The organism is Reyranella aquatilis (assembly GCF_020880995.1).
GTDB classification, from domain to species: domain Bacteria; phylum Pseudomonadota; class Alphaproteobacteria; order Reyranellales; family Reyranellaceae; genus Reyranella; species Reyranella aquatilis.
The window spans coordinates 206464-229716 of the sequence record NZ_JAJISD010000010.1 but is presented as its reverse complement, the minus strand read 5'-3'; the positions used below and the strand labels follow the sequence as shown (position 1 = coordinate 229716).

The window sequence follows — 23253 nt, the reverse complement described above, 5'->3', positions numbered from 1 at the left end:
CTCCGACAGTCGTCCCTCTCCCCATGACATTGTGACCAAGATCACGGCATACTGGAAGGCCGAAGGCACCTGATCGTGAAGGATGCTCGCGCATCGCCGTTCCGCAGGCCGTTTGCGTTCCGGGTGACCGTCGGAGGCTGCGGCGACTCGTTCGCCCGCCAACGATTTCACCGGATGAACCCGCGGGATCGCCGACGTCGGGGCCCGTGAGGGCCACGAAACAGCCGGAGGAGAAAAATGCCGGACCAGAGCGGCTACTGGGACCGCAGCGCAGCGAAGACCTTCACCCATCCGTTGAGCGATGACTTCACCGCGGCGCTGGAGCACAGCGACCGGATCCTGGATTATGGCTGCGGCTACGGCAGGAGCCTGCGGGCGCTCGCCGGACTGGGGTTTCACAACACGGTTGGCGTGGATTTCTCGCGTGAGATGGTGGCGCGCGGGCGCCGCGAGTGCCCCGGCCTCGATCTGCGCCATATCGACCGTCCTGCGATCGGCGAGCCAGACGGAAGTTTCGACGCGGCCATGATCCTCGCGGTCCTGACCTGCATCGTCGATGACGACGACCAGGCGGCGGTCCTGACGGAGATTCGCCGCTTGCTGCGCCCCGGCGGTCTCCTGTTCATCAGCGACATGCCGCTGCAGGAAGATGCGCGCAACCGCGCGCGTTACGATGAGAGGCCACACGGTCCCTACGGTGTCTTCGACACCGGCGACGGCGGCATCGTGCGCCATCACACCGACGACCATATGCAGGGTTGGCTGTCAGGCTTCGAGCCGATCAGCCGCAGGCGGATCCGGCTGACCACCATGCACGGCAATCCAGCGACGGGCGTTCACTTCCTCGCTCGCCGGATGTGAGCGCGACCTCTCCGTCAAAATCCCTGAGCGCTGAGCCCCGGGTGATCGTCGGGCCGGCGGCCCAACGGCCAACGGAACTTGCGGTCCGCCTCCGCGATGGGATGCTCATTGATGCTGGCGATCCGGCGTCGCATCAGCCCGTCGGAGTCGAATTCCCAGTTCTCGTTGCCGTAGGCGCGAAACCAGGTGCCGCTGTCGTCGTGGAATTCGTAGGCGAAGCGGACGGCGATGCGGTTGCCGGCAAAGGTCCACAGTTCCTTGATCAGGCGATAATCGAGCTCGCGCGCCCATTTGCGCCTGAGAAACGCCTCGATGGCGTCGCGGCCCGTGATGAACTCGGCGCGGTTGCGCCACTGGCTGTCGGGCGTATAGGCGAGTGCGACCTTCGCCGGATCGCGGCCGTTCCAGCCATCCTCGGCGAGGCGGACCTTCTCGATCGCTGTCTGCTCGGTAAAGGGCGGCAAAGGTGGGCGGGACATAGCGAGGCTCCTCCAGTGCTCAGATGATCTTGCGCGCGCGCAGGTCAGCCAGCGCGGAGGCATCATAGCCAAGCTTACCCAGAACGGAGTCGTTGTGCTCGCCCAGTTCAGGCGCGATGCCGGGTTTCGCCGGCGTTTCGGAGAATTTCCAGGGCGTCCCGTGCACCTTCAGCTTCTTGCCAAGCTTCGGATACTCGACCTCGGTGACGTATCCGTTGGCCACCACGTCGGGATCGTTTGATGCTTCGAGCAGCGTGTTGATGGGCGCGGAGACGATGTCGGCGCCGCGCAGTCTCGCCACCCAGTCGTCGCGCGTGCCGGTGGCGAACAGGCCGTCCAGCGTGGCGAGCAGTTCAATGCGCCTGGCGTCATTATCGATGATGACCCCGAGATCTGCGAAACCCGCCTTTTCGAGACGCTCGTAGAAGCCGAGCGCGGTCATCGCATCCTTCCAATTGTCCGGACCGGTCAGCTGGAAGACCAGCGGCTTGCCGTCGCGATCGTCGAAGCTGGCGCTGATGCCAGGCCGCTCCCGCGTGCCCGTGACACGCGCCTGCCCGGTGACGGGATTCTGGTTGCGCCACATCGCAGTCTGGAGCGTCCAGCCCATCAAGCGAACCTGCCCGCCGAGCAGTGAGAGATCGATCTTCTGGCCCACGCCCGTCGTGCGCGCGTGCGTCAGCGCCGCCAGCGCGCCGCCAAAAGCGAGGATCGCGCAGGTCTCGTCCGCCACCGACACGACGCCGGTCTTCATCTTCTGGCCGGCCGTCGAGTAGGCCTCAGCGATGCCGCCCAGCGCCTGCGCCATCGAATCGGTGCCCGGCAGATGGGCGTGCGGGCCGTCGGGTCCGTAACCGGAGATCGAGACATAGACGAGCTTCGGATTGACCTTGCGCAGCTCCTCCCAGCCGAAGCCGTTCTTCTCGGCCGCACCCGGCCGGAAGTTCTGGCCGAAGATGTCGGCCTCGGCGACCAGCTTGCGCAGGATCTCCCGCCCCTCCTCGCTCTTGAGGTTGAGCGTCACGCTCTTCACGCCACGATTGTTGGCTTCGAAGAAGGTGCTGCCCATGCCGGGCAGGACCGTCATGCGCCGCGACGGGTCGCCGCCCTGGGGCGATTCGATCTTGATCACGTCGGCGCCGAGATCGGCCATCAGCATCCAGGGCACGGTACCCGCCTGCGCCGTGGAGCAGGAGACGACCTTGACGCCCTGCAGCGGGCCGTGGGGGACAGACATTGACGGGGCTCCTCTATGAGGCGCCCACGCTAAAGCAAGATCGCCCGATCGTCTCGCCCGCCCACACTATGCGCGAGCATCGCGAAATCGCACGAGCCGGCCCCTCGCCTCGTCCCACAGCGTCAGGCGGGCCGCGGCCAGTCCCGCGCGCAGGCCGAGCGGTGGCACCACGCGAAGCCGCTGGACCGCCTCATGCGCGGCCGCCAGCCGGTAGTTGGGAACGCGCTGGTTCAGATGGTGGACGTGGTGGAATCCGATGTTGCCGGTCAGCCATTGCAGCACCGGCGGGAGATCGAACCAGGACGAACCGTCCATTGCGGCGTCGACGTAACGCCAGGAGCCGCGACCGGACCAGCGGGCGCCGGGAAACCGGTGCTGCAGCGTGAACAACCAGACACCAAGGATCGACGCGACGGTAACAACCGGCACATGCACCAGCAGCACCTCGCGCCAACCCAGCAGCAGGGTGAGCGTCGCGAAAAACGCGAGCAGAGCGGCATTGGTGAGATGGACGGAGCGACGTTCGCGGGCCCAGCCCTGTGGCGTATCGAAGGGCACGCGGTAGAGCAGCAGGAAGACCAGCGGCGGCAGGACGAGGTTGGCGAGCAGCGGATGACGCACGAGCCGATGGAGCAGCCTTTGTCGCGGCGACAGATCGAGATAGGCGCGCACCGTCAGGCACGACGAATAGATGTCGCTGCCGCGATCGCTGCGATCGAGATTGTTCCATTCGGCATGATGGAGCGCGTGCTGGCGCCCCCAGCTCAGGAAGGGCGTGAGGGTACATAGGCTGCACAGCCGGCCAACGAGGGCGTTGGCCCGGCGGGACGCGAAAAACGAGCCGTGGCCGCAGTCGTGCTGGACAATGAAGACCCGCACCATGAGCGCGCCCGTGGGTATGGCGAGCGCCAGGGTGAGCCAGACCGAAACGCCGAAGGCGAGATGCATCGCCACACATCCTGCCAGGAACGGACCAAACGACGTGACGAGCTGGACGATGCTCCGCCAGGCAACCGGTCGTGCGAACGCGCCGGCCGCGCGGCGCAGCTCGATATCGGAAGGGGTCGCGGGGGGCTGAGGCTCCATAGGTCACCTCATGGGATCTGGTCGTCCCGAGCGCCTTCGCCGTCGAAGACTTGCTGTATTTGGGCCTTGCGCGCCCGCATGCAAGAGACCATATGAGGCTGGTCGATACACGGACATCTGATTTGGTCCGCGCACGCTGGCATAGTCCAGCGGTCCGCTCCACGACACTTGATCCCGAAAAGCAGTGCAATTTCGACGGGCTTCAGCGCGCCTCCGCTTCTTCAAACGCGGAGACTGCGCCCGGACTCGCATACTCAAAAAGTCAGCAAAGGGGTCTCCCATGACAACGACTACGGGAACCGTGAAGTGGTTCAATATTCAGAAGGGCTTCGGTTTCATTCAGCCGGACAATGGCGGCACCGACGCCTTCGTGCACATCAGCGCGGTCGAGCGCGCCGGCATGAGCATGCTGAGCGAGGGCCAGAAGCTCGAATTCGAGCTCGTGGCCGATCGTAAGAGCGGCAAGATGGCGGCGGAAAACCTCAAGGCCGCTTCCTGATCAACGGCCGCCGATAACGGCGGCCGGCCCTCCTCCCTGCGTGCCACCACGGATGTACTGGGGCGCGCGGACAGGAGCGGCAACGCGACAGGGCCCCGTACCTGAAAAGGTGCGGGGCCTTTCGTTTGTGCCCGCCCTCCGGCTAACTCGTCTTGAACAGTTTCGACATGGCCGACATCAGGTCTTTCGATCCCCTGTCCATCAGCATCGCCTTCGGCAGTTCGTCGAAATGCTGGCGTCCGCTCACGGTGAGGCAGGGTCCGTCCTTGTCGTCCTGGATCAGACGCAGCTTGCGAAGCCGCGCGAGGTCCTCGGCGCGCATCGCGCGCACGGTCGACTGACCGAATGCAACCCGCCTCAGGGTGACTTCCTCGTCGGGCGTCAGCACGGCGATCGGCGTGCGTGGAGCTTCGGCTTTGCGTTCAATGGCCATGGGTGTCTCCCTGTCTGGCGCTTCGATGCATCTCACGGGGAAATACGATAGCAGCCGCCCGGAAAGGGCTGGCCGATCGTTCCCACAGGATGCTTCGGAATAAGGAGGCGCCGACGCAGACGTCGCCGAATACCCTTGTTAAATGGGCGCTTGGCGCTTCCGCGGCAAGCACTCATTCCGGCCGGGGGGGGGGCGAGGCTTCAGGGACCAGACAGGATTTCCTGCGTGAGGCCGGCGCAGGGCACGTCCTTGGCACTGCCGAAGACGGGTGTGGGAATCGGGATTACACGGCCGAGCGAAATCTGCGGCGTGCGCAGCTTGCCCTGGACCATGACGGCCCCGTGAAGGTCGAGCAGGTCGAAGCTCTTGGGATCGGAATCGATCTCGGCCTGCACCGCCTGGCTCTTGAGCGAAAGCTGTCCCTTCACATGAAGTACTGACTTCTGGGTATCGAGCAGGGTCCGATCGAACGAGACGTTGCCTTGCTGGAAATTGAGCCGGCTCACGGCGCACTTGATCGGAATGCGGTTGTCGCCCGCCACGTAGAGCACCAGCGCGTCGAAGATCTGCAGGCCTGCCAGGCTGACCATCAGGCTGCTGACAGAGCCGCCGCCGAGGGCAAAGGCCATGTGCCCGTTGGCCGTGCCCATGACGTGGGCAAGCGACCGCCCGTTGCCGGCGAGCTGCACGCGGCCCTGGATCTTGCCCTGCGTGGCATCGAAATAGCGCGATTCGCGGAAGAAGTTCCTCAGTTCGATATCGGTCAGCCTGAGGCTGGCCCGCACCTTGGGATCGTCGGTGCGCGCATCGATGCCCAGTTCGCCCGCAATTGCGCCGCCGCCCAGAACCGACAGAGTGAGCGGCTTCACCGTGGCGTTGCCGTCCTGGATCAGGACGCGGAACGAAAGCGCCTGCACCGGCAGCCAGGGCGGTGCGATCACCCGCTTCGCATCGAGCGTGACGTCCATGTTCATGGCGCGAATCTTCTCAACATGCAGCGGCACGTTGGGAAACAGATCCCCCGATGCTTCGAGCTGGCTTTGAGTCTGGGCCTGCTTGGGCGAAACGTTGGTCTTGCGCGCCGGCGTGGCGCCCACCAGCGGCGCGAGATCTTCGAACACCAACTTCTGCGAGACGAGCTTTGCGGTCAGGAATTCAGGCTTCCGTCGCTCGTCGATCGTCACTTCGCCCGTCAGGTCGCTCTCGCCGACCCGCCATTTGGACTGGACGAACTTCCAGAGGCCGGGCTCGCGCTCCAGCTTTCCCACGATCGTGTAGGGCGGCGTCGGCGGGCCCGGGATGCCCAGCAGCGGATAGATGTCGGAGAGATTGGGGCCGGAAAGGGTGAGATCGACGTTGGCGCCGGTCCACTTGAACGGGTCCTGCACCGTGCCCTTCATCGTCATCTTGGTGGCGCCAAAGCTCACGTTGAGATCGAGCGGATATGGCTGTTCGGTATCCCGCAGCATCAGCACGGAGCCGCCGACGAACCGCATCTCCAGAGGCTGCCCTTCGAGCTTGCCCTTGAGCGACAGCTCCGCCTCAGGCCCGTCGCCCGCCTTGCCGGCGGCGGTCGACACCGTGCCGTCGAGTTCCAGCTTGCGCTTGGGATCGCGGTACCCAAGCTTGCCCTCGGTCACCTCGAACTTTCCGATCAGCGGCGCATCGAAACGATTGTCGGGTTCGAGCGCCTTGGCGGCGCCGGTCACGACAGGCGTCTCGCCCATGCTCCAGTTGAGCTGTTCCTTGTCACCGACTTCGACCTGGACCTCGGGCTTGCGCAGAACGAGGCGCGGCAAAACGAGATTGCCGCCCAGCAGCGGCCACAGGCGGATGTCGAAATCGACCTGGTCGACCTTCAGCATATAGGGCGCCTTGCCCCACTTGGCGTTGGCGACTTCGATGCCCTCGAGCCTCACGTTCGCCGTCCAGCCCCACTGCACCACGACCTTTGCGATGCTCGTCTTGCGGCCCGTCAGGTCGCTGGCGCGTGCCTCGACCTGTCCCCGGAGATAATCGGATGTCGCAACCAGATATATTCCGCCAGCGGCGACGATCAGCAGGCCCAGCAGAATGCCGGCCGTCCATCCCAGTACCCTGGCCCAGCGTTTCATCCCGGCGAAACGGCGCCGGGGCCCCGGGGTTGCGCGTCCTCAGTCGCGGGGCCGCAGACGCGATTGCCCGAGGCAGAGAAGCGGCGTCACGACGAGTTCCATTGCGAGCGCACCAGCGACCGAGGGCGACAGCGGATCGCCCAGGACGACACCCAACAATCGGCAGAGTCCGCCGACCACCACCACCGTGGTCAGTAGGCGAATCCGTGTGGTCTCCCGCTCAATCCGGGGTATTGCGGCCCAGAACAGAAGACCGATGCCGAGCAGCAAACCCGACAGATAGCGTCCGTGATTCACGGCCGCTCCTACCGGTCCAAGAAACGGCTGCAGGACGCCCCACGAACCCGCAACCACCGGGACGATACCAGCAACGGCAAAGCTTACCTGCGCGGCACGTCTGCCGACCGTGTATGTGCCCGCCATCGGACCCTGCCTTTCCCGGCCGCAGCCGGTTCCGCCTGATGCGCAGGAACCGGCCCGACCGAACATCGGCCTGAGGTCCGTGCGCGATGGATCAATCGCCCGCGGCGATGTTCCGTTCCCGGGCGATGCCCGCAAATGTGTCGACCGTGCTGTCGAAGAGCTTCGCGAACTCCTGGCCGTCGAGGCCCACAGGATCGAAGCCCAACTCGGCAAGGCGATCGGTAATCGCCTTGTCCTTCAGCACAGTCTCGAGGGCGGCATGGACGCGCGCCTGCGCGGCGGCGGGCGTTCCTTTCGGCGCCAGCAGTCCCTGCCACGTTGCCTGCACGAAGCCCGGCGCGATGGTTTCCCCGGCTGTCGGCACGTCCGGGAAGGTCGGAAACCGCCTGGCGCCCGTCACGGCCAGCGCCACGAGTTGCCCGGCGCGCGCCTGCTGGGCGCCGGCGGCGAACGTCACGACGATGCCGTCGATGTTGCCGGCGATGAGATCCTGCAGGGCGGGCCCGCCGCCCCGATAGGGTACGTGCGTCACGCGCAGGTCGCCGGCGGCACGCAGCAGCAGCTCGCTGGTCAGGTGCTGGCTGCTGCCGAGGCCGGGCACGCCGATGTTGAGCTTGCCGGGATTTGCCTTCGCTGCCGCCGCGAAGGCCTGCGCCGTGGCGAGCCCGGAGCGCGGATGGGTGAACAGGCCCTGCGGACCCGAGATCGCGAGCGACACCGTCGAGAAGGACGGATAGAGGGCCGGCGAGCCCGGAATGGGGAGCGCTTCGGTCGCCGCGAAGGTGTCGTTGACCAGGGCGAACGTGTAGCCGTCGGGCTGGGCGCGCGAGGCGGCAAGGGTGCCGACGCGGCCGGAGCTGCCGCCGATGTTCTCCACGATGACGGTCTGCCCGAGTTGCGCCCCGAGCGGCGCCTGGATCACGCGGGCGAACAGATCGACGCCGCCACCCGGCGGCCAGGGCACGATGATCTTCACCGGCCGGTTGGGATAGACCTCCTGCGCGCGTGCGACGAAGGGAGCTGCGAGGGTGGCACCGGCGAGGCCGGCGATCAGGGTACGTCGCTTGAACATGACTTCTCCGTTCGCCGCCGCGTGGCAGCGGGGCGTTTGGTTCGATGGATTGTTTCGGGATCAGCTTGTGTCGTGCGTCAGCGACGACAGGATCGGCGGGATGAGGAAGGATCGATCATGACGCCAAAACTGGCGACGCCGTGCTTCAGGGTCAATGAAACGGGTTTGTCGATTTGATGCGCGCCGGAGAACGAACCTTCTGCGTCTGCGTGGCTGCGCGAGAAGGGTTGCGTGGATCGCCTACTTGGCGGCCGAAGGGTTCACCAGAACCGGCGTGGCCCGCGACTGCGCGGCGAACAGGCGCTTCAGGTTCTCCACCTTGGGCCGGTCGTGGATGTAGATGTAGGGCTGGCTGGGATGCAGGGTCGCGTAGTCCTGGTGATAGGCCTCGGCGGGATAGAAGGCCGACAGGTCGTCGATCCGGGTGACGATGCGCTTCGGGAAGACGGCGGCCTTGTCGAGCTGCGAGATATAGGCCTCGGCAACGCGGCGCTGCGCGGCATCGGCGACGAAGATCGCCGACCGGTATTGCGGGCCTACATCGGGTCCCTGCCGGTCGAGCTGCGTCGGATCGTGCGCCACCGAGAAATAGATCTGCAGGATCGTACCGTAGCTCACGACGGAGGGATCGAACGTCACCTCGACGACTTCGGCATGCCCGGTCCGCCCGGAACTCACCAACGGATAGGTGGCGCTGTCCTTCGTGCCGCCAGCGTAGCCGGAGACGGCCCGGCTCACGCCCTTCACGTGCTGGAAGACCGCCTGGACGCCCCAGAAGCAGCCGCCCGCCAGCACTGCGGTCTCGCTCGCGCCCGCCGGGGCCACGGGCCGATCGACGGCGGGCGGCGGAAGGACGACCACCGATTCGGCATTCGCCGCCGCACCCATGAAGAGCGCGGCGAGCGGGACCAGAAGGAGGGACAACAGGTTTCTGGTCATCACTCACTCCTGTCCTTCGATGGTCAGTCCGGCACCTCGGTGCGGCCCAGCACGACGTCCTCGTAGACGTGCAGCGAGGGCAGACCACCGGTATGGATGAACAGCACCTTGGCATTGGGCTTGAAGTGACCCTGGCGCGCGAGGCCGATCAGGCCGGCCATGATCTTTCCGGTATAGACCGGGTCGAGCAGGATGCCCTCGGTGCGCGCGAGCATCTGCACCGCCTCGATCATCTTCTTGTTGGGCACCGAGTATTTCGGCTGCCAGTAGCCGCCGAAGCTCTTCACCGCCGACGCCGGCACCTTGATGTCGAGGCCCAGCAGGTCGACGACGGCCTGAGCTTCCTTCAGCACCAGAGGCTCCTGGTCGGCGGGATCGCGGCTCACGCCCACGCCGATCAGCGGCACCTTGATGTTGTTGCCGAGGAAACCCGCGACCATGCCGCCATGCGTGCCCGAGCTGCCCGAGCCCACGATCACGGCATCCGGCGAGAAGCCCATGTCGAGCCACTGGACCTGCATCTCCTGCACGCAGGCGACGTAGCCCAGGCCGCCGATGGCGTTGGAGCCGCCGCCGGGAATCACATACGCCTTGCGCCCGAGCGAGGCCACTTCCTGCGCCACCCGCGACATCGCCTCGCCCATGTTGGTGCCGCCCGGAACGACGGTGATCGCCTCGACGCCCATCAGCTCGAACATGAAGTTGTTGCCGCCGGCTTCCTTCTTGTAGGAGCCGGGCACACGCTCCTCGATCACGAAGCGGCACTTCAGCCCTTCCTTGACCGCGGCCGAGAGGGTGATGCGGCAATGGTTCGACTGCGGCGCGCCGCAGGTGACGAGCGTGTCGCAGCCTTGGGCGATCGCATCGCCGGCCAGGAACTCGAGCTTGCGGGTCTTGTTGCCGCCGGGGAACAGACCCAGCATGTCGTCGCGCTTGATCCAGACTTCCGGGCCGACGCCGCCGGGGCAACTGGCGGCGAGGGCCTTGGTGAAGTGCGGCAGATGTTCGATGGGCGTGGGCGCGTTGGTGTAGATGCGACGCGGAAAACGAGACAGGTCCATTCAATCAGCTCCAGCTAGGTATACGCGCCCTCGCCCGCCACCGCGGACGAAGTCTTCAAGTCACTCCGTGATGACGCCGCAGACGATGCGGTCGCCGGCATTGCCGGTGGGGTCGGTCTTGTAGTCGTCGGGCCCGGCATGAATGATGATCGCCGAGCCGTCGGCGTCGAACACCGAATTGGGCTGCCCCTTGGCCAGCGTGATCATGTGATTGGCGACGTCGATCCTGAGTTCGCCGTTGGCCGGGATGAACAGGTTCGGCATGTCGCCGGCATGCGCGCCTTCAGTGGCTTCCATGCCGTGCTTCTTGGAGGCGGGATTGAAATGACCGCCGGCGCTGGTGAACGGGGCCTCGCACTTGCCGACCGCATGGATGTGGAAAGCGTGCTCACCCGGCGCCACTCCCTTCAGCGACATCCTGAGCAACACGCCGTGCGGCGTCTGGACGAGCTGCACCGTGCCGACATCCTTGCCCGAGGCATCCTTGAGGGCGGCCTTCGCCGTCGGGCTCTGGGCCTGTGCCGAAAACGAGACGGCCACGCCGGCCGCAGCAATGAGAGTGCACATCATCGGGGCGATTCGCATCGTTCTCTCCTTCAGGGATGGTCGACCGGCGCTACCCTACTCCAGGACCTTCGGCGGCCGGTAGAGCGGAAAGCCATTGAAAGGCTTCGATTTGCCGTGCTCGGGCACCTGATAGAAGTTCGATTTGCCGGCGTTGTGCAATCCGCCATCGACACGCAGCGCGATGCCGGTGACATAGGCCGCGGCGTCGCTGAGGAGGTAGACGATGGCGGCCGCGATTTCCGACTCGGTGCCGTGCCGCTTGGCGGGAATCCGATCTCTCACCGAACGCAGTGCCTCGTGCGCCCGCTCCGGATAGCGGTCGAGCCCCGAGGAGGCGATGAAGCCCGGCAGCACCGAGTTCACGCGTACGCCGGCATGCGCCCATTCGATCGAAGCCGTATACGTGAAGTTGGTCTGGCCGGCTCGGGCGGCGCCGTTGTGTCCCATGCCGGGATTGCCCATCTCGAAATCGGCGCCGACATTCACGATGGCGCCGCCCTGCGCCTCCATCGAGGCCAGATAGACCGCCTTGGAGACGAGGAAGGTCGCGGTCATGTTGTTGGCGACCACCGCATTCCAGCCGTTCAGCGAGATGTCCTTGAGCTGGGCGGGGAACTGGCCGCCGGCATTGTTCACCAGGCCGTCGATCCGGCCGCCGCTCCAGTCCATGACGCCCGCGATCGCCGCCTTGACCTCGTCCTCACGGCGCAGGTCCGCGGATTGGATGAAGGTATCGGGATCGCCCAGCTCCTCCTTCACCCGCTCGAGCTTTTCCCGCGTCCGCCCCAGCAGCGCGATCCGCGCACCCAGTGATTTCAGTTCATGGGCGGTACAGCGGCCGAGGCCGCTGCCGCCGCCGGTGACGATGATGGTCCTGCCGGCGAACAGGCCGGGCCGGAACACCGATTCGTAATGCACGCTCGCGCTCACCGACCTACTCGACCTTGATGTTGGCGGCCTTCACGACCTCGGCCCACTTCTTCATTTCCGAGCGCAGGAAGGCGGCAAGCTCGTCGGGAGTCGAGCCGATCGCGTCGGCCCCGAGATCGGCGAACTTCGCCTTCATCTCCTCGGTGCGCATGATCTTGGCGACCTCCGCGTGCAGGCGCACGATCACGGCAGGCGGTGTGCCGGCAGGCGCGATCAGCGCGTTCCATTCGGAAATCTCGCAATCGGGCACCCCGGCTTCGGTCAGCGTGGGGACGTCCGGCGCCGCCGGCGACCGCGCCGCGCTCGTGACCGCGAGCGGACGCACCCGGCCGCCGCGCGCCTGCGGCAGGGCCGCGCTCATGTTCCCGAAATAGAAGGGAACATGCCCGGCCGCGACGTCGGCCACCGCCAGCGCGCCGCCCTTGTAGGGTACGTGCTGGATGTCGGTGCCGGTTCGCATCTTGAAGAGTTCGGCCGCGAGATGCTGCGCGCTGCCGTTGCCCGACGACGCATAGGAGAGCTTGCCCGGCTGCGCCTTCGCCAGCGCCACCAGCTCGGCAACGGTCTTCGCCGGATGAGACGGTGTGATCACCATCAGTTCCGGCACCGTGACCAGCAGCGAGACGGGCGCGAAGTCCTCCGGCGTACGGAACGGCATCTTTGGAAACAGCGACGGGTTCACCGCATGGGCAAAAGCGCCGATCAGCAGCGTGTGGCCGTCGGGAGCGGCTTTGGCCACGATCTCGTCGCCGATCATGCCACCGGCGCCGGGCTTGTTTTCGATGACGATCGTCTGGCCGAGCGCCTCCTGCAGCCTGGGCGCAATCAGCCGCGCGGTGGTGTCGGCGCCGCCACCGGCCGAATAGGGAACGATCAGGCGGATCGGCTTGGACGGATAGGCCTGAGCCCGCGCGTGGGCAGGCACGAGGGCCGGAGCGAGAGCCAGAGCGGCCGCTGCGCCCAGAGTGCGCCGACGTGAAAGCTTCATTCGTTTCCTCCGCAAGTCTTGCGGCGGAGCCTACACCCTAGCGGGCCCGCAACGCGAGGCGTCCCAGATAGCGCTGCAGCAGGCGCATCAGCGCAAAGCCGGCCTGAAGGGTGATGCCGAAGCACAGGATGCCGATGGCGAACAGGACCATCTTGTCGCCCAGCGTCGGCATGAGCTCCGCTTCGCGCAGGATGACGGCAATCCCCTCCGGCACGCCGATGGCCGCCCCGGCGCTCGACGACATGACCAGCACGAAGAAGGCACGCGTGACGTTGGGCAGGAACAGCAGGGCGCCGAGCGGCGAGCCGTCGCGCAACTGGCGCAGTGCCTCGCCGCCATTGTCGGCGACATAGGCGGCGGCATAGGGCACCAACGACAGCGCGACGGTCATGATGCCGGACGGCGCCACGTTGACGCCGAACAGGGTCGCGTCCGACGGGATGATGTTCAGCAGGAAGAACATGACGACGAAGGTGGGCGCGGCCCGCATCAGTCCGATGACCGCCGTGGCGAACGCGCCCGACGCGCCGCCCGCCAGCTTCATCCAGGTGAGCAGCCCGCCGACAGCGAGGCCGACCAGCAACGCAATGGCGGCGATCTCGAAGTTCACCACCATGCCGGCGAGGAGCTGCGGCACGAAATCGGGCGATATCCGGCTCATGCCGACACCACCTGCCGGCGCTCCAGCCATATCCGCAGCTTGCCGCACAGCCAGACGACGACGATGACCACGCAGACATAGAAGACGAGCAACAGCGAATAGGTACTCGCCCGGCCACTCGCGAAGGAGGTGATGTCGGTGAGTGCGCTCAGCAGTTCCGGCGCCCCGATGAAGCTGGCGATCGGCGTGCCCTTGGCGGCGTTGATCAGGAACGACACGATCTGGGTCGCCGAGCGGCTGACCGCGCGGCCGTACAGGTCCGCGGTCGGTACCGCGGGCCCGCCGCGTTCGGTCCGAAGCGTGTGCATCGCCTCGGCGATCGCCTGGCCCGCATTGGCTCCGTTCATCAGGCCCAGCGCCACAATCGCCGCGCCGATGGCGACGGCCGACGAATAGGGAAACAGCGCCAGGGCCACGGCCGCGGAGATGACGAGGGTCAGCACGACCGGCGAGGATTGCAGCACGACGGTAAGCGCTCGTGCCGGCCAGCGCAGCAGGAACGAACGCGAGCTCTGCATCGCGCCCAGTACGAGCGAGAACAGCAGTGTCGCCACAAGCGCGCCGGCCACGAGGATCAGTGAATTGACGATACCCGCCTTGAACAGCAACCAGGCCGGCATGGTCTTGAACATCGGCAGCTGCAGGGCGATGCCCGTATGCTTCTCGATCCAGCCTTCGAAGGCCGCCACCTGCGCCGCGATCGGCGTCGGCTCCAGAACGGCGCTGAGCGGCGGCAGCACGCAGGCCGGGTTTTCGGCGCCCGTGGCTGTGTTGCACTCCGGCCGGTTCCACACTGCGCGCTGGCGCTCGAGAAAGCCGAGGCCGATGCGGTTCTCCTTCGCGATGTCGAGGAAGACCCCGTCGCGATGGAAGATCTGGCTGGTGAGATCGAGCGCCCGGGCGAGTTTGTCGCTGCCGGCCAGAGCCACCGCCATGCCCCAGGGGAGCTGCGCGAAGCCGAACTTCCGGTCGTAGCTGCCGGCGAAGGCGGGATCGGTGAAATAGTAGTCGAAGAAGCTGTCGTCCTGGGCGGCCAGGGTGCAGGTCTCGTCGCGCAGCTTGTCCGGCAGTACGCCCGCCTCGTCGAACAGCATCAGGCGGGCATTGTGCGAGACGATCTGGGCGTTTGAGCCGTTGCCGACGGTGACGCAGATGGTGCGGCTGGCAACGTCGGGCCAGTCCCTGATCGTGAGACCCTTCGGTCCGACGATGATCGTCTCGGACTGGAAATAGTGCGGTCGGATGAACCGCACCTGGCCGTCGCGCTGGGCGTTGTGGCCCATGGTGGCGATGGTGAGGTCGATCTTGTCGTCGGCGAGCAGCGGGATGCGCGTCGCGGCGTTGACGCGCGTGAAGACCGGCTCGACACCGAGATGCTTTGCCAGCCGACGGGCGACATCGACGTCGTATCCCGAGCGGACGCAGCCCTCGCGCGTGCCGAACAGGGGATAGTATTCGCGGACGCCAACGCGGATCTTGCCCTCGCAGAAGATGCGGACCAGCCGGTCGAGGCCGGGCTGCGCGCACGCCCCCGGTACGGCGGCGGCCGCCTTCGCCTCGTCGAGCAGCTTCACCAGCGCCGCATCGGGCGTTTCGGCGTGCGACGGCAGGGTGGCGAGGGCCAGGAGCGACGCCAGGGCAGAGATCACGATGCGCCGCAGGAAAATCATCCGTGGGCTCCGGCCGCGGCGATCTCGACGATGTGCATGTCCGCGAAGACATGCGGACCGTAGCGATGGATCGATCGTCCCTCTTCCGCCGCGAGGATCGAGGGCGTCATCAGATCGATCTTCTCCTTGGCGACATGGACCAGCACGGTCCTCACGATATGCATCGCGAGCGCGTGCCGGCGAAGGATGCGGCGCGACCGCTCGACGTCCACGAATGCGTTGTGGGTGATCAGGGCGCGTCCGCCGGCGGTGATGTGTTCCGCCAGCTCCTCGAGGAACGGATCGAGCAGCTCGCGGCCGTCGATGCCGCCGGAACTCCACGTCGAGAGCCGCCCGGCCACCTCGAAATGATCCATCGGAAAGTGCGGGAGATTTGCGACGACGAGGTCGAAGCGCCGGCCGGCGACCGGCTGCCACATATCGCCCTGGTGGATCTCGGCCTGGTGGCCGAGTTCGCAGAGCAGCGACCGGCCCGTCGCAATCGCGTCCGCCTCGATGTCGACGCCGCAGAGAGAGACCGCGCCGAGATCGCCCAGCACGGCCAGCACGACGCCGCTGCCGCACCCGATCTCCAGCACCCGGGCGCCACGAACCCGCGACGGCTCGGAGCGGATCGCCTGGACCAGCGCCGCCGTGTACTCGCTCGGCCGCAGCGCCGTGACGGCCGGAGAAGGCTTACGGACGCGCAGCATCGATCAGCGCGACATCTGCAACGGCACCAAGCGCGCCGGATCGACGGCGGAGAGGCGCTTCACCATCTCGTACACGACCGGATCGTCGGGATACTCCGCAGCGATCGCCTGATAGAGCGTCAGGGCGAGCGCGAAGTCCTCCGCGACCATCGCCGAATAGGCCGTGCGGGTGAGTTGGCAGAGCCGCAGCGTCGCCTCGTCCGGCTCGAACTCCGGACCCATTCCATAGGCGCCGACCAGTTCGTAGATCGGGATCCTGGAGCGGCGGCCCTTCACCGTGACGTCGTCGATCGGCCGAACGCACAGTTTCTCGCCGGCTTCCTTGAACACGGCGTGGCTGATGCAGATCCGCGTGCCGTATTCCTTGTTCACGCCCTCGAGGCGCGCCGCGATGTTCACGCCGTCGCCCATGACGGTGTAGCTCATGCGTTCCTTGGAGCCGATGTTGCCGACGAGCACGGCATCGCTGTGGATGCCGACGCGTATCTTCAGCGGCTTGGTCCCCTGGGCTTCCCACCCCGCGTTCAGCGCTTTCATGCCCTCGCGGATGCGCAGCGCGGCGAAGCAGGCTTTCCGCGCATGGTCGTCGAGCAGCGCCGGCGCGCCCCAGAAGGCCATGACCCCGTCGCCGATGAACTTGTCGATCGTGCCGTGTTCCTCGTTCACCGCGCGCGTCACGACAGAAAGATAGGCCGAGACCCGCAGCAGCAGCTCCTGCGACGGCACCTCCTCCGACAGGGTCGAGAAGGCCTCGAGGTCGGAGAAGAAGATCGTGAGGAAGCGGCTGTGGCCGCCCAGCTCCAGCTTCTGGTCGGAATCGAGGAGCTCGCGCACGAGGCCAACGGGTACGAACGCGGCGAAAGACTTCACAGCCGCGTCGAGCGTCTCGATCGCCTTGGACAGGACGGCGACCTCCCGGATCGGCGACTGCAGCGGCGGAAGATTGTCGCTCCCGAGATCCTGGATCTTCGTCACCTTGAGCGCCAGTTTCTCCAGCGGCGAGGAGATGACGCTCGACAGGAAGTAGATGATGCAGACCTGCAGCAGGATGGCGATCACCCCGAACAGGGCCAGCCGCCTGTTCTGCTCGTCGAAGGCGCTGGTGAAGTCGGACAGCGGCGTGATGACGAAAAGCTGCCACTTCTTGCCGAACGCCGCCGGCATCGTCGTCAGGCTCGCAACATAGTCCTGACCGGCGTGCTTGAAGGAAAACATCCTGTCGGTTTCGCGCGGCCGGTTGCCGAAGGCGATGGCCGGCAGTTCGTGTCCGATCGAGGCGATGTGCTGCAGTTCGACCCGGCCGTTCTGGGTGGCGTAGGTCTTCAGCCGCTCGGAATTTGCGATGACCCGCCCCTGATGGTCGAGAATGTAGGACAGGGTTCCCGGGCTGATCTTGCGCTCGGCGAGATAGGTGGAGAGCCCGTCGAGCGTGATGTCGGCCGCGGCGACACCGCGCAACGCGCCATCCACGTAGAACGGCGCGCCCACGGTGAATCCCACGAGACCCAGGGTCGCAAAGACATCGACGTCGCTCACCGACAGTTCGCCGGTCTGCTGCGCGGTTCGATACCAGAGGCGCGAACGCGGGTCGTAGGACGTCGTCTGCTCCGAACTGCCCAGTTCCTTCTGGTCCTTGTCGAGGAACAGGTAGTGGTCGATCGGCGACGAGCCGCGCTGCGGCGTGATCCAGCGGTCGGCATAGACGGTGCCGACGGGCGGCAGCTTGCCCTGGATCTCGACTGTGGGGTCGATCTGACGGGCCTGCCGGAAAACGCCGTCGGTCAGGCCGACATACACGCTGATGATTCGGTCGCTGTGCTGCAGGATGCTGAACAGATACTTCAGCGACCGGTTGCTTTCGTAGAAATCGGGCTCCTCGCCGCCCACCGCAGCGGCGCTGCGAACCAGGGATTTGATCGGATCGAACAGGTACTGGATGTTCTCCATCGCATCGACGCTGAAGCGGCGGACCAGTTCGTCGGCATTGTCGCGCGCGATCTTCTCGTTCGACACGAAGTTGACGGCGACGATCGCGAAGAAGACCGGCACCGTCAGCAGCACAAACATCGTGAGGATGCTTGGACGCAGCCGCATGTTTTTCGCGAAGAGGCTTGGCATTTGCGCGGCGGGAAACGTCCTGGAGGGCGGTCGCGTCACTATAAATGAGTGACGATTCAGCGTCCACGCTCTCCCCTGACGCCTGCGGACGCCGGTTCTAGAGCGGCGGGCGCTTCAGATGCCAGTCGGTCCGCTGCTGATAGGCGTGTCCCGCCGCGAGAATGGACTCTTCTTCGAAGGCCCTGGCGACGATCTGGAACCCGACGGGCACGCCGTCCGCCGTCATTCCGCCGGGCAAGGTGAGAGTGGGATGACCGCTGAGGTCGAACGGCGCGGTATAGCGGAGCCGGGACGCGACCGTCTCGGGATCCCGTCCCGCGGCCTGCAGGGCCTCGGTCGACCAGACCGCCCGGCCCATGACCGGCATCAGCAGCAGGTCGACCGACGCCAGCAATTTGTTGAGGTCGCCGGTCAGCGCGGCGCGGCGCAGCTGCATCTTCGCGAGGTCCGTCGCGGAGAGACGCAGACCCTGGTCGAGCAGGCCCGATAGCACGGGCCCGTATTCGCTTGCGCGCGACGGATATGTTCCCTCGTGGGCCACGGCGGCCTCGACGGCGCACAACGGCACCCAGTCGCGAGACCCCTGGTCGAAGTTCGCCGGCAGCTTCACGTCGACGATGGAAGCACCCGCTGTTCTGAAGGCGGCGACCGCATCTTCGAGCGCCCGCTGCGCGTCCGCATCGAGTCCATGCATGTTGGTGGCGAGACCGATGCGCTTGCCGCGCACGCCCGCATCGATGCCGGCCGCATAGTCCGGCACCGGCAGGCCGACGGCCGTCGGATCCGCGGGATCGGCGCCCGCGATAACGCCCAGCACGATCGCCGCGTCGAGCGCACTGCGGGTCATCGGCCCGACATGATCCAGCGACTCGGCGAGCGGAAAGACGCCGGCACGACTGACGCGGCCCCAGGTCGGCTTGAGGCCCGACAGCCCGTTCATGGTCGAGGGGAAGCGGATCGAGCCGCCGGTATCGGACCCCAGGGACGCGAAGCAGAGTCCGGCCGCCGTGGCCGCCCCCGAGCCCGACGAGGAGGATCCCGTCCAATAGGCGGCGTTCCAGGGGTTGAGCGGCGCGGGGATGGCGGGGTGATGCGCACCGTAAGCGCCCTCGGTCATCTGCAGCTTGCCGAGGATCACGGCCCCCGCCTCTTTGAGGCGCGTCACAACGGTCGCGTCCGCGGACGGAACGTTGGCGCGATGGATCGCCATGCCGGCGGCGGTCGCGACGCCCTCGGTGTTGCAAAGGTCCTTCACTGCGACGGGTACCCCGTGCAGCGGACCGCGCGAGCGCCCAGCCGCCGTTTCGGCATCGAGCCGCCCGGCGTCGGCCAACGCGCGGTCGGCGGTCACGGTCGCGTAGCTCTTGAGCCCAGGATCGATCTCGCGAATTCGGTCCAGCATCGCCCCCGTGAGTTCGGCGGACGACAGCTTGCGCGCCTTCAGGCGGCGCGCGACCTCGTCGAGCGACAGATAGTGCAGGTCGGATGGCATGCGGGCTTCCTCACAGCGACTTTTCCATGACCTGGATAATCTCGCCGCGATAGTCGCGCTGCTCAAGCGCCTTCCAGCCCAGCCCTTCGTAGAGCGAGGGGGCAGTGCTCGTGAAAAGGTAGAGACGGTCGTAGCCGATGCGCCGCGCCGCATCCTCCACGGTTCGAACCAGCGCCGAGGCTATGCCCTTCTTGCGATGCTCCACCGGAACATAGACGCTGGCGAGCCAGGGGTTGCGCGGATCGCCATCGAGATCGTCGAATATCAGCGAGGCCGTGCCGACGATGCCGTCATCGTCGCCGAGGGCGACGAAGGCGATCGGGACGCGATCGACGTTCATCTTGCCCTGGATTTTGGCGCGGCGCCGATCGAGCGTCTGGCCGGGGTTGAGATGTCCCCACTCGCCGAAGCCCCAAACCGAAACCTGTTCGGCCAGATCGGGACGTTCGACGAGGGGAACCACTCGCATGATCAGTCGGCAGCCTTGAGATTGACGGCGGCCGAGCGGCCGCGCTCGGTCGCGATTTCATAGCCGATCTTCTGGCCTTCGTTCAGTCCATTCAAGCCGGACCGCTCGACCGCGCTGATATGGACGAACACGTCCTTGCCGCCGTCGCTCGGCTGAATGAACCCGAATCCCTTCGTGGCATTGAACCACTTGACCGTGCCTGTAGCCATTTCTCTCTCCTGGGCAGTTTGACGAGCAAACAAATGCGCGCTGGCGGAGCGCTCGCTGCTCCCGCCTTCGACAACCGGGAATTTGGGTAGAAGCTCGGGGGAAAGTCCGTGGCCGCTGTGGGCTGGGCTGCCAAAGCATGGCCAAGTTCGCAAGTCGTGGATCGCATATGAGAGACGTAACGCCGCCGGGTCAAAATGGCTGCGTGCCGTTCCTCACATTGTTGCGCCAATCTTCCACGGCTCGAACTCGTCGTCCCCGATTCCCAAAACTTCCGATTTGGTTTTCTGGCCCGAGGCCGTGGCAAGAATAAGGTCGAAGATGCGGCGACCGCTCTCCTGGATCGTCTCCTCGCCATCGACGATCGTCCCGCAGTTGATGTCCATGTCGTCCGTCATGCGCCGATAAAGTGAGGTATTCGTCGCAAGCTTGAGCGATGGCGTCGGCTTGCAGCCGAACACGCTGCCGCGGCCGGTCGTAAAGCACAGAACATTGGCGCCGCCGGCGACCTGCCCCGTCGCCGAGACCGGATCGTAGCCGGGCGAATCCATGTAGACGAAGCCCTTGGCCGTGATCGGCTCCGCATACTTGTAGACGTCCACGAGATTCGTCGTGCCGCCTTTGGCGACCGCACCCAACGACTTCTCGAGAATCGTCGTGAGGCCACCCGCCTTGTTGCCGGGCGACGGGTTGTTGTTCATTTCACCGCCGGTGCGAGCACAATGATCCTCCCACCAGCGAATGCGCTCGACGATCTTCTCGCCCACTTCCTTCGTCACGGCGCGCCGCGTCAGGAGATGCTCGGCACCATATATTTCTGGCGTCTCCGACAAGACGGCAGCGCCGCCGTTGCGCACCAGCAGATCCACCGCCACGCCCAGCGCGGGATTGGCGGAGATACCGGAATAGCCGTCCGAGCCGCCGCATTGCAGGGCGAGGATGAGTTCGCTCGCCGGAATCGGTTCCCGCTTCACGTCGTTCGCTTCGGGCAGGAGTTCCTTCAGGAATCCAACGGCGCGCATCACGGTCTTCGAGACCCCGCCTTCGTCCTGGATCGCCATCGGAATGAGCTTCGGACCTTCCCTGAGGCCTTCCGCATTCATCAGGCCGGAAATCTGGTTGGTTTCGCAGCCCAGCCCCAGCACCACGACCGCCGCCATGTTGGGATGGCGGGTATAGCCCGCGAGTGTGCGACGCAGCACATCCATCTCCAGGCCGGACGCGGCCATCCCGCAACCGCCGCCGTGAGTGAGCGGCACGACGCCGTCGATGTTGGGGAAGTCACCGAGCAATGGCTCAAGACGAGACGCGATCATGCGGCTGGTCGCCGCCGAGCAATTCACCGTTGTGACGATGCCCAGATAGTTGCGCGTCGCGGCGCGGCCATCGGCCCGGCGATAACCCTGGAAGGTGGCGGGCGGCACGATGAAGTCGGTGGGATGGGCGTCGGCGCAGAACGCATAGTCGCGCTCGAAGTCGCCCATCGCGCAATTGTGCGTGTGAATGTGGGCGCCGGGCGCGAGGTCTTCCGTCGCGAAGCCGATGATCTGGTTGTACTTGCGCAGCGGTTCGCCCTTCTTCACCGCCCGCGTTAGAATCTTGTGGCCCGGGGGCACGCGCGTCGCGGCCGCGACATCGCCCTCGACCTTCGTGCCGGGCAGGACGTCCATGCGCGCCACGACGACGTTGTCGGCGGGATGCAGGCGGATTGTGAGCGGGGCCGTCATCGTGCGTTCCTCCTGGGTCGTCGCCCGCTTTGTTCCGGGGCGACGTTTCCCGCCGACCTTAGTACGGCGTCAGCCGGCAGCAACAGCTTCCTGCCATCGCGCACGGCCGCGACGAACGAAAAACGGGGCGCCGAAGCGCCCCGTCCATTCGCGTCACACCGATGTGCGGGCTAGTCGCGGCCCCAGCCCCAGCCCGGTGTCCAGCCAGGACTCCAACCCGGGCCCCAGCCCGGAGCCGATGCCACGGTGCGGGTCACCCAGTGGCCGTCGACCCAGACCTGCCGGCCGTGATGCCATGTCCAGTACCCCGGCGCCCAAACGCGCTGGACTGGCGGTGCGTAGTAGCGCGGCTGCGGCGGCGCGCCGAAATAGATGCCGAGCGACTGCGCGGCTGCTGGTGCGACGACCGCGGGTGCAAACGCCGCCGTCGTGAAAGTGGCGGCGGCGGCGAGCGCGGTGAGAGCGATACGCTTCATCATTGTCTGCCTCCGTTCCGGGCGGCCGATGTGCCGCCCCGTATCGATAGATACGCACGCAGGCCCTCGGGAGTGGCCATCACACCTGGGGAATTCGCGCGCCGATTCGGCCGCTTTTCCGTCACGGCTCAGGTTGCAGCCATCAGCAGTATGATCACCCCGGCCACGCTCATGAGGATTCCCGTCAAGCCGAGCACATGCAGCTGCTCGCCGCGCAAAAAGAAGAAGCTCATCACCACGCCCATCAGCGGAAAGAGCGCGACCAGCGGCGCCACGATCGTGATCGAGCCCAATCCCAGCGCGGCATACAGCAGAAAGGTGGCACTGCCATTCGCGAAGCCCACGCCCAGGAACCACAGCACGCCGCTGCGCATCGCGGGGCCCTCCCGCAAGGCGCGTCGGCCGACCAGGCTGACGATCACCACGCTCGATAGCGCGTAGCCGATCGCGGCGGCGGCCAGTGGCTCGGGCCACAAGGCCAGTCCCGTCTTGATTGCGGGCTGGATCGCCCCACGCACCAGTGCGGCCGCAAGCGGCAGGCCCAACACCCAGACCGACCAGTGACGGCCGCCGGTGCCGCCGCGCAGCGCCAGCAGCGCCACGCCTCCGACCACCATGGCCAGGCCGACCAGTTGCAGAAGGCCGAGATGCTCGCCGAGGAACAGCACCGCGCCGAGCACGGCAAAGATCGGCGTCACGTTGCCGACCGCGCCGGCGACCGCCGGCCCCAGTCGCTCGTTCGAACGCACGGAGAGGATCGACACCACGACAGGGAAAATGCAACCGACCCCTGCAAAGATCAGCGCCGCGTCCAGATCGAAGGTCCGCCAGTCGACGAACACGAGCGCGGCCATCCACGCCACGACCAGCGCCCCGCCGATCGAATACAGGGGCGAGCGCCAGGACGGCATGGTGCGCAACCCGAACTGCGTCAGGATCAACGCCAGGGCGAAGCAGAATGCCGCACCCAATGCCAACAGCATCGGGGCCAGATTGGCCGTGCCGCTCATCGTCTGCTATGTCCGCCGGCTTCGAGAATGGACGAGGAATAA

24 protein-coding genes are annotated in these 23253 nt (G+C 66.2%); 2 read left to right on the top strand and 22 right to left on the bottom strand.

Going from position 1 to position 23253, the window contains the following annotated elements; genetic code table 11:
• The first annotated feature begins 237 nt into the window (after positions 1–237).
• Positions 238–861: a class I SAM-dependent methyltransferase gene (locus LJ725_RS22030; protein ID WP_230553086.1), complete on the top strand. Its 624-nt coding sequence runs from the start codon at positions 238–240 to the stop codon at positions 859–861.
• Positions 862–875: 14 nt separating this feature from the next.
• On the opposite strand, the gene LJ725_RS22025 is transcribed toward LJ725_RS22030, so the two are convergent.
• From LJ725_RS22025 to LJ725_RS22015, 3 genes are all read right to left on the bottom strand, one after another.
• Complete coding sequence (locus LJ725_RS22025) at positions 876–1340, bottom strand: nuclear transport factor 2 family protein (RefSeq protein WP_230553085.1); 465 nt, start codon at positions 1338–1340, stop codon at positions 876–878.
• Positions 1341–1359: 19 nt separating this feature from the next.
• A complete protein-coding gene (locus LJ725_RS22020) occupies positions 1360–2577 on the bottom strand; it encodes a CaiB/BaiF CoA transferase family protein (protein ID WP_230553083.1) in 1218 nt (405 codons plus the stop codon).
• A 66-nt stretch (positions 2578–2643) separates the two neighbouring features.
• Entirely contained in the window at positions 2644–3663 is a 1020-nt protein-coding gene (locus tag LJ725_RS22015; protein WP_230553081.1) for a fatty acid desaturase family protein, read from the bottom strand.
• A gap of 280 nt (positions 3664–3943) precedes the next feature.
• On the opposite strand from LJ725_RS22015, the gene LJ725_RS22010 reads away from it, so the two are divergent.
• The gene (locus LJ725_RS22010; protein ID WP_230553079.1) at positions 3944–4162 is read left to right on the top strand and encodes a cold-shock protein; all 219 of its coding nucleotides are present in this window, start codon (positions 3944–3946) and stop codon (positions 4160–4162) included.
• Positions 4163–4304: 142 nt separating this feature from the next.
• Here LJ725_RS22010 and LJ725_RS22005 read toward each other — a convergent pair whose 3' ends face one another.
• The 19 genes from LJ725_RS22005 to LJ725_RS21915 all read right to left on the bottom strand — a co-directional run bounded on the left by LJ725_RS22005 (position 4305) and on the right by LJ725_RS21915 (position 23211).
• Positions 4305–4595 (bottom strand): hypothetical protein, encoded by a 291-nt coding sequence (locus LJ725_RS22005; protein WP_230553077.1) that lies wholly within the window; start codon positions 4593–4595, stop codon positions 4305–4307.
• Positions 4596–4795: 200 nt separating this feature from the next.
• Positions 4796–6709 carry an AsmA family protein gene (locus LJ725_RS22000; protein WP_230553075.1) on the bottom strand — a complete coding sequence of 638 codons (1914 nt, stop codon included), beginning with the start codon at positions 6707–6709 and terminating at the stop codon, positions 4796–4798.
• Between the two features lie 39 nt (positions 6710–6748).
• Complete coding sequence (locus tag LJ725_RS21995; protein ID WP_230553074.1) at positions 6749–7132, bottom strand: DUF4345 domain-containing protein; 384 nt, start codon at positions 7130–7132, stop codon at positions 6749–6751.
• Between the two features lie 91 nt (positions 7133–7223).
• A complete protein-coding gene (locus LJ725_RS21990; protein WP_230553072.1) occupies positions 7224–8204 on the bottom strand; it encodes a Bug family tripartite tricarboxylate transporter substrate binding protein in 981 nt (326 codons plus the stop codon).
• Between the two features lie 240 nt (positions 8205–8444).
• Positions 8445–9143 (bottom strand): peptide-methionine (S)-S-oxide reductase MsrA, encoded by a 699-nt coding sequence (gene msrA, locus LJ725_RS21985; RefSeq protein WP_408015766.1) that lies wholly within the window; start codon positions 9141–9143, stop codon positions 8445–8447.
• A gap of 23 nt (positions 9144–9166) precedes the next feature.
• The gene (locus tag LJ725_RS21980) at positions 9167–10204 is read right to left on the bottom strand and encodes a D-cysteine desulfhydrase family protein (RefSeq protein WP_230553069.1); all 1038 of its coding nucleotides are present in this window, start codon (positions 10202–10204) and stop codon (positions 9167–9169) included.
• A gap of 60 nt (positions 10205–10264) precedes the next feature.
• Positions 10265–10789: a superoxide dismutase family protein gene (locus LJ725_RS21975; protein WP_230553068.1), complete on the bottom strand. Its 525-nt coding sequence runs from the start codon at positions 10787–10789 to the stop codon at positions 10265–10267.
• A 36-nt stretch (positions 10790–10825) separates the two neighbouring features.
• Positions 10826–11701 (bottom strand): SDR family oxidoreductase, encoded by an 876-nt coding sequence (locus LJ725_RS21970; protein ID WP_230553066.1) that lies wholly within the window; start codon positions 11699–11701, stop codon positions 10826–10828.
• Between the two features lie 4 nt (positions 11702–11705).
• Entirely contained in the window at positions 11706–12689 is a 984-nt protein-coding gene (locus LJ725_RS21965; protein WP_230553064.1) for a tripartite tricarboxylate transporter substrate binding protein, read from the bottom strand.
• A 37-nt stretch (positions 12690–12726) separates the two neighbouring features.
• Positions 12727–13350, bottom strand: a complete 624-nt coding sequence (locus tag LJ725_RS21960) for an ABC transporter permease (protein WP_230553062.1) — start codon at positions 13348–13350, stop codon at positions 12727–12729.
• Complete coding sequence (locus tag LJ725_RS21955; protein WP_230553060.1) at positions 13347–15020, bottom strand: transporter substrate-binding domain-containing protein; 1674 nt, start codon at positions 15018–15020, stop codon at positions 13347–13349. The genes LJ725_RS21960 and LJ725_RS21955 overlap by 4 nt, the downstream gene beginning before the upstream one ends.
• Positions 15017–15712 carry a methyltransferase domain-containing protein gene (locus LJ725_RS21950; RefSeq protein WP_230553058.1) on the bottom strand — a complete coding sequence of 232 codons (696 nt, stop codon included), beginning with the start codon at positions 15710–15712 and terminating at the stop codon, positions 15017–15019. The genes LJ725_RS21955 and LJ725_RS21950 overlap by 4 nt, the downstream gene beginning before the upstream one ends.
• 3 nt (positions 15713–15715) lie before the next feature.
• Complete coding sequence (locus LJ725_RS21945) at positions 15716–17806, bottom strand: adenylate/guanylate cyclase domain-containing protein (RefSeq protein ID WP_230553057.1); 2091 nt, start codon at positions 17804–17806, stop codon at positions 15716–15718.
• A gap of 121 nt (positions 17807–17927) precedes the next feature.
• Positions 17928–19322 carry an amidase gene (locus LJ725_RS21940; protein WP_230553056.1) on the bottom strand — a complete coding sequence of 465 codons (1395 nt, stop codon included), beginning with the start codon at positions 19320–19322 and terminating at the stop codon, positions 17928–17930.
• A 10-nt stretch (positions 19323–19332) separates the two neighbouring features.
• Positions 19333–19791 (bottom strand): GNAT family N-acetyltransferase, encoded by a 459-nt coding sequence (locus tag LJ725_RS21935; RefSeq protein WP_230553055.1) that lies wholly within the window; start codon positions 19789–19791, stop codon positions 19333–19335.
• A gap of 2 nt (positions 19792–19793) precedes the next feature.
• The gene (locus LJ725_RS21930; protein ID WP_230553054.1) at positions 19794–20000 is read right to left on the bottom strand and encodes a cold-shock protein; all 207 of its coding nucleotides are present in this window, start codon (positions 19998–20000) and stop codon (positions 19794–19796) included.
• Between the two features lie 213 nt (positions 20001–20213).
• Positions 20214–21725: a UxaA family hydrolase gene (locus LJ725_RS21925; protein WP_230553053.1), complete on the bottom strand. Its 1512-nt coding sequence runs from the start codon at positions 21723–21725 to the stop codon at positions 20214–20216.
• A 170-nt stretch (positions 21726–21895) separates the two neighbouring features.
• Positions 21896–22204, bottom strand: coding sequence for a hypothetical protein (locus tag LJ725_RS21920; RefSeq protein ID WP_230553052.1), 309 nt, complete (start codon positions 22202–22204; stop codon positions 21896–21898).
• A gap of 125 nt (positions 22205–22329) precedes the next feature.
• Positions 22330–23211 (bottom strand): DMT family transporter, encoded by an 882-nt coding sequence (locus LJ725_RS21915; protein WP_230553051.1) that lies wholly within the window; start codon positions 23209–23211, stop codon positions 22330–22332.
• Positions 23212–23253 lie beyond the last annotated feature (42 nt).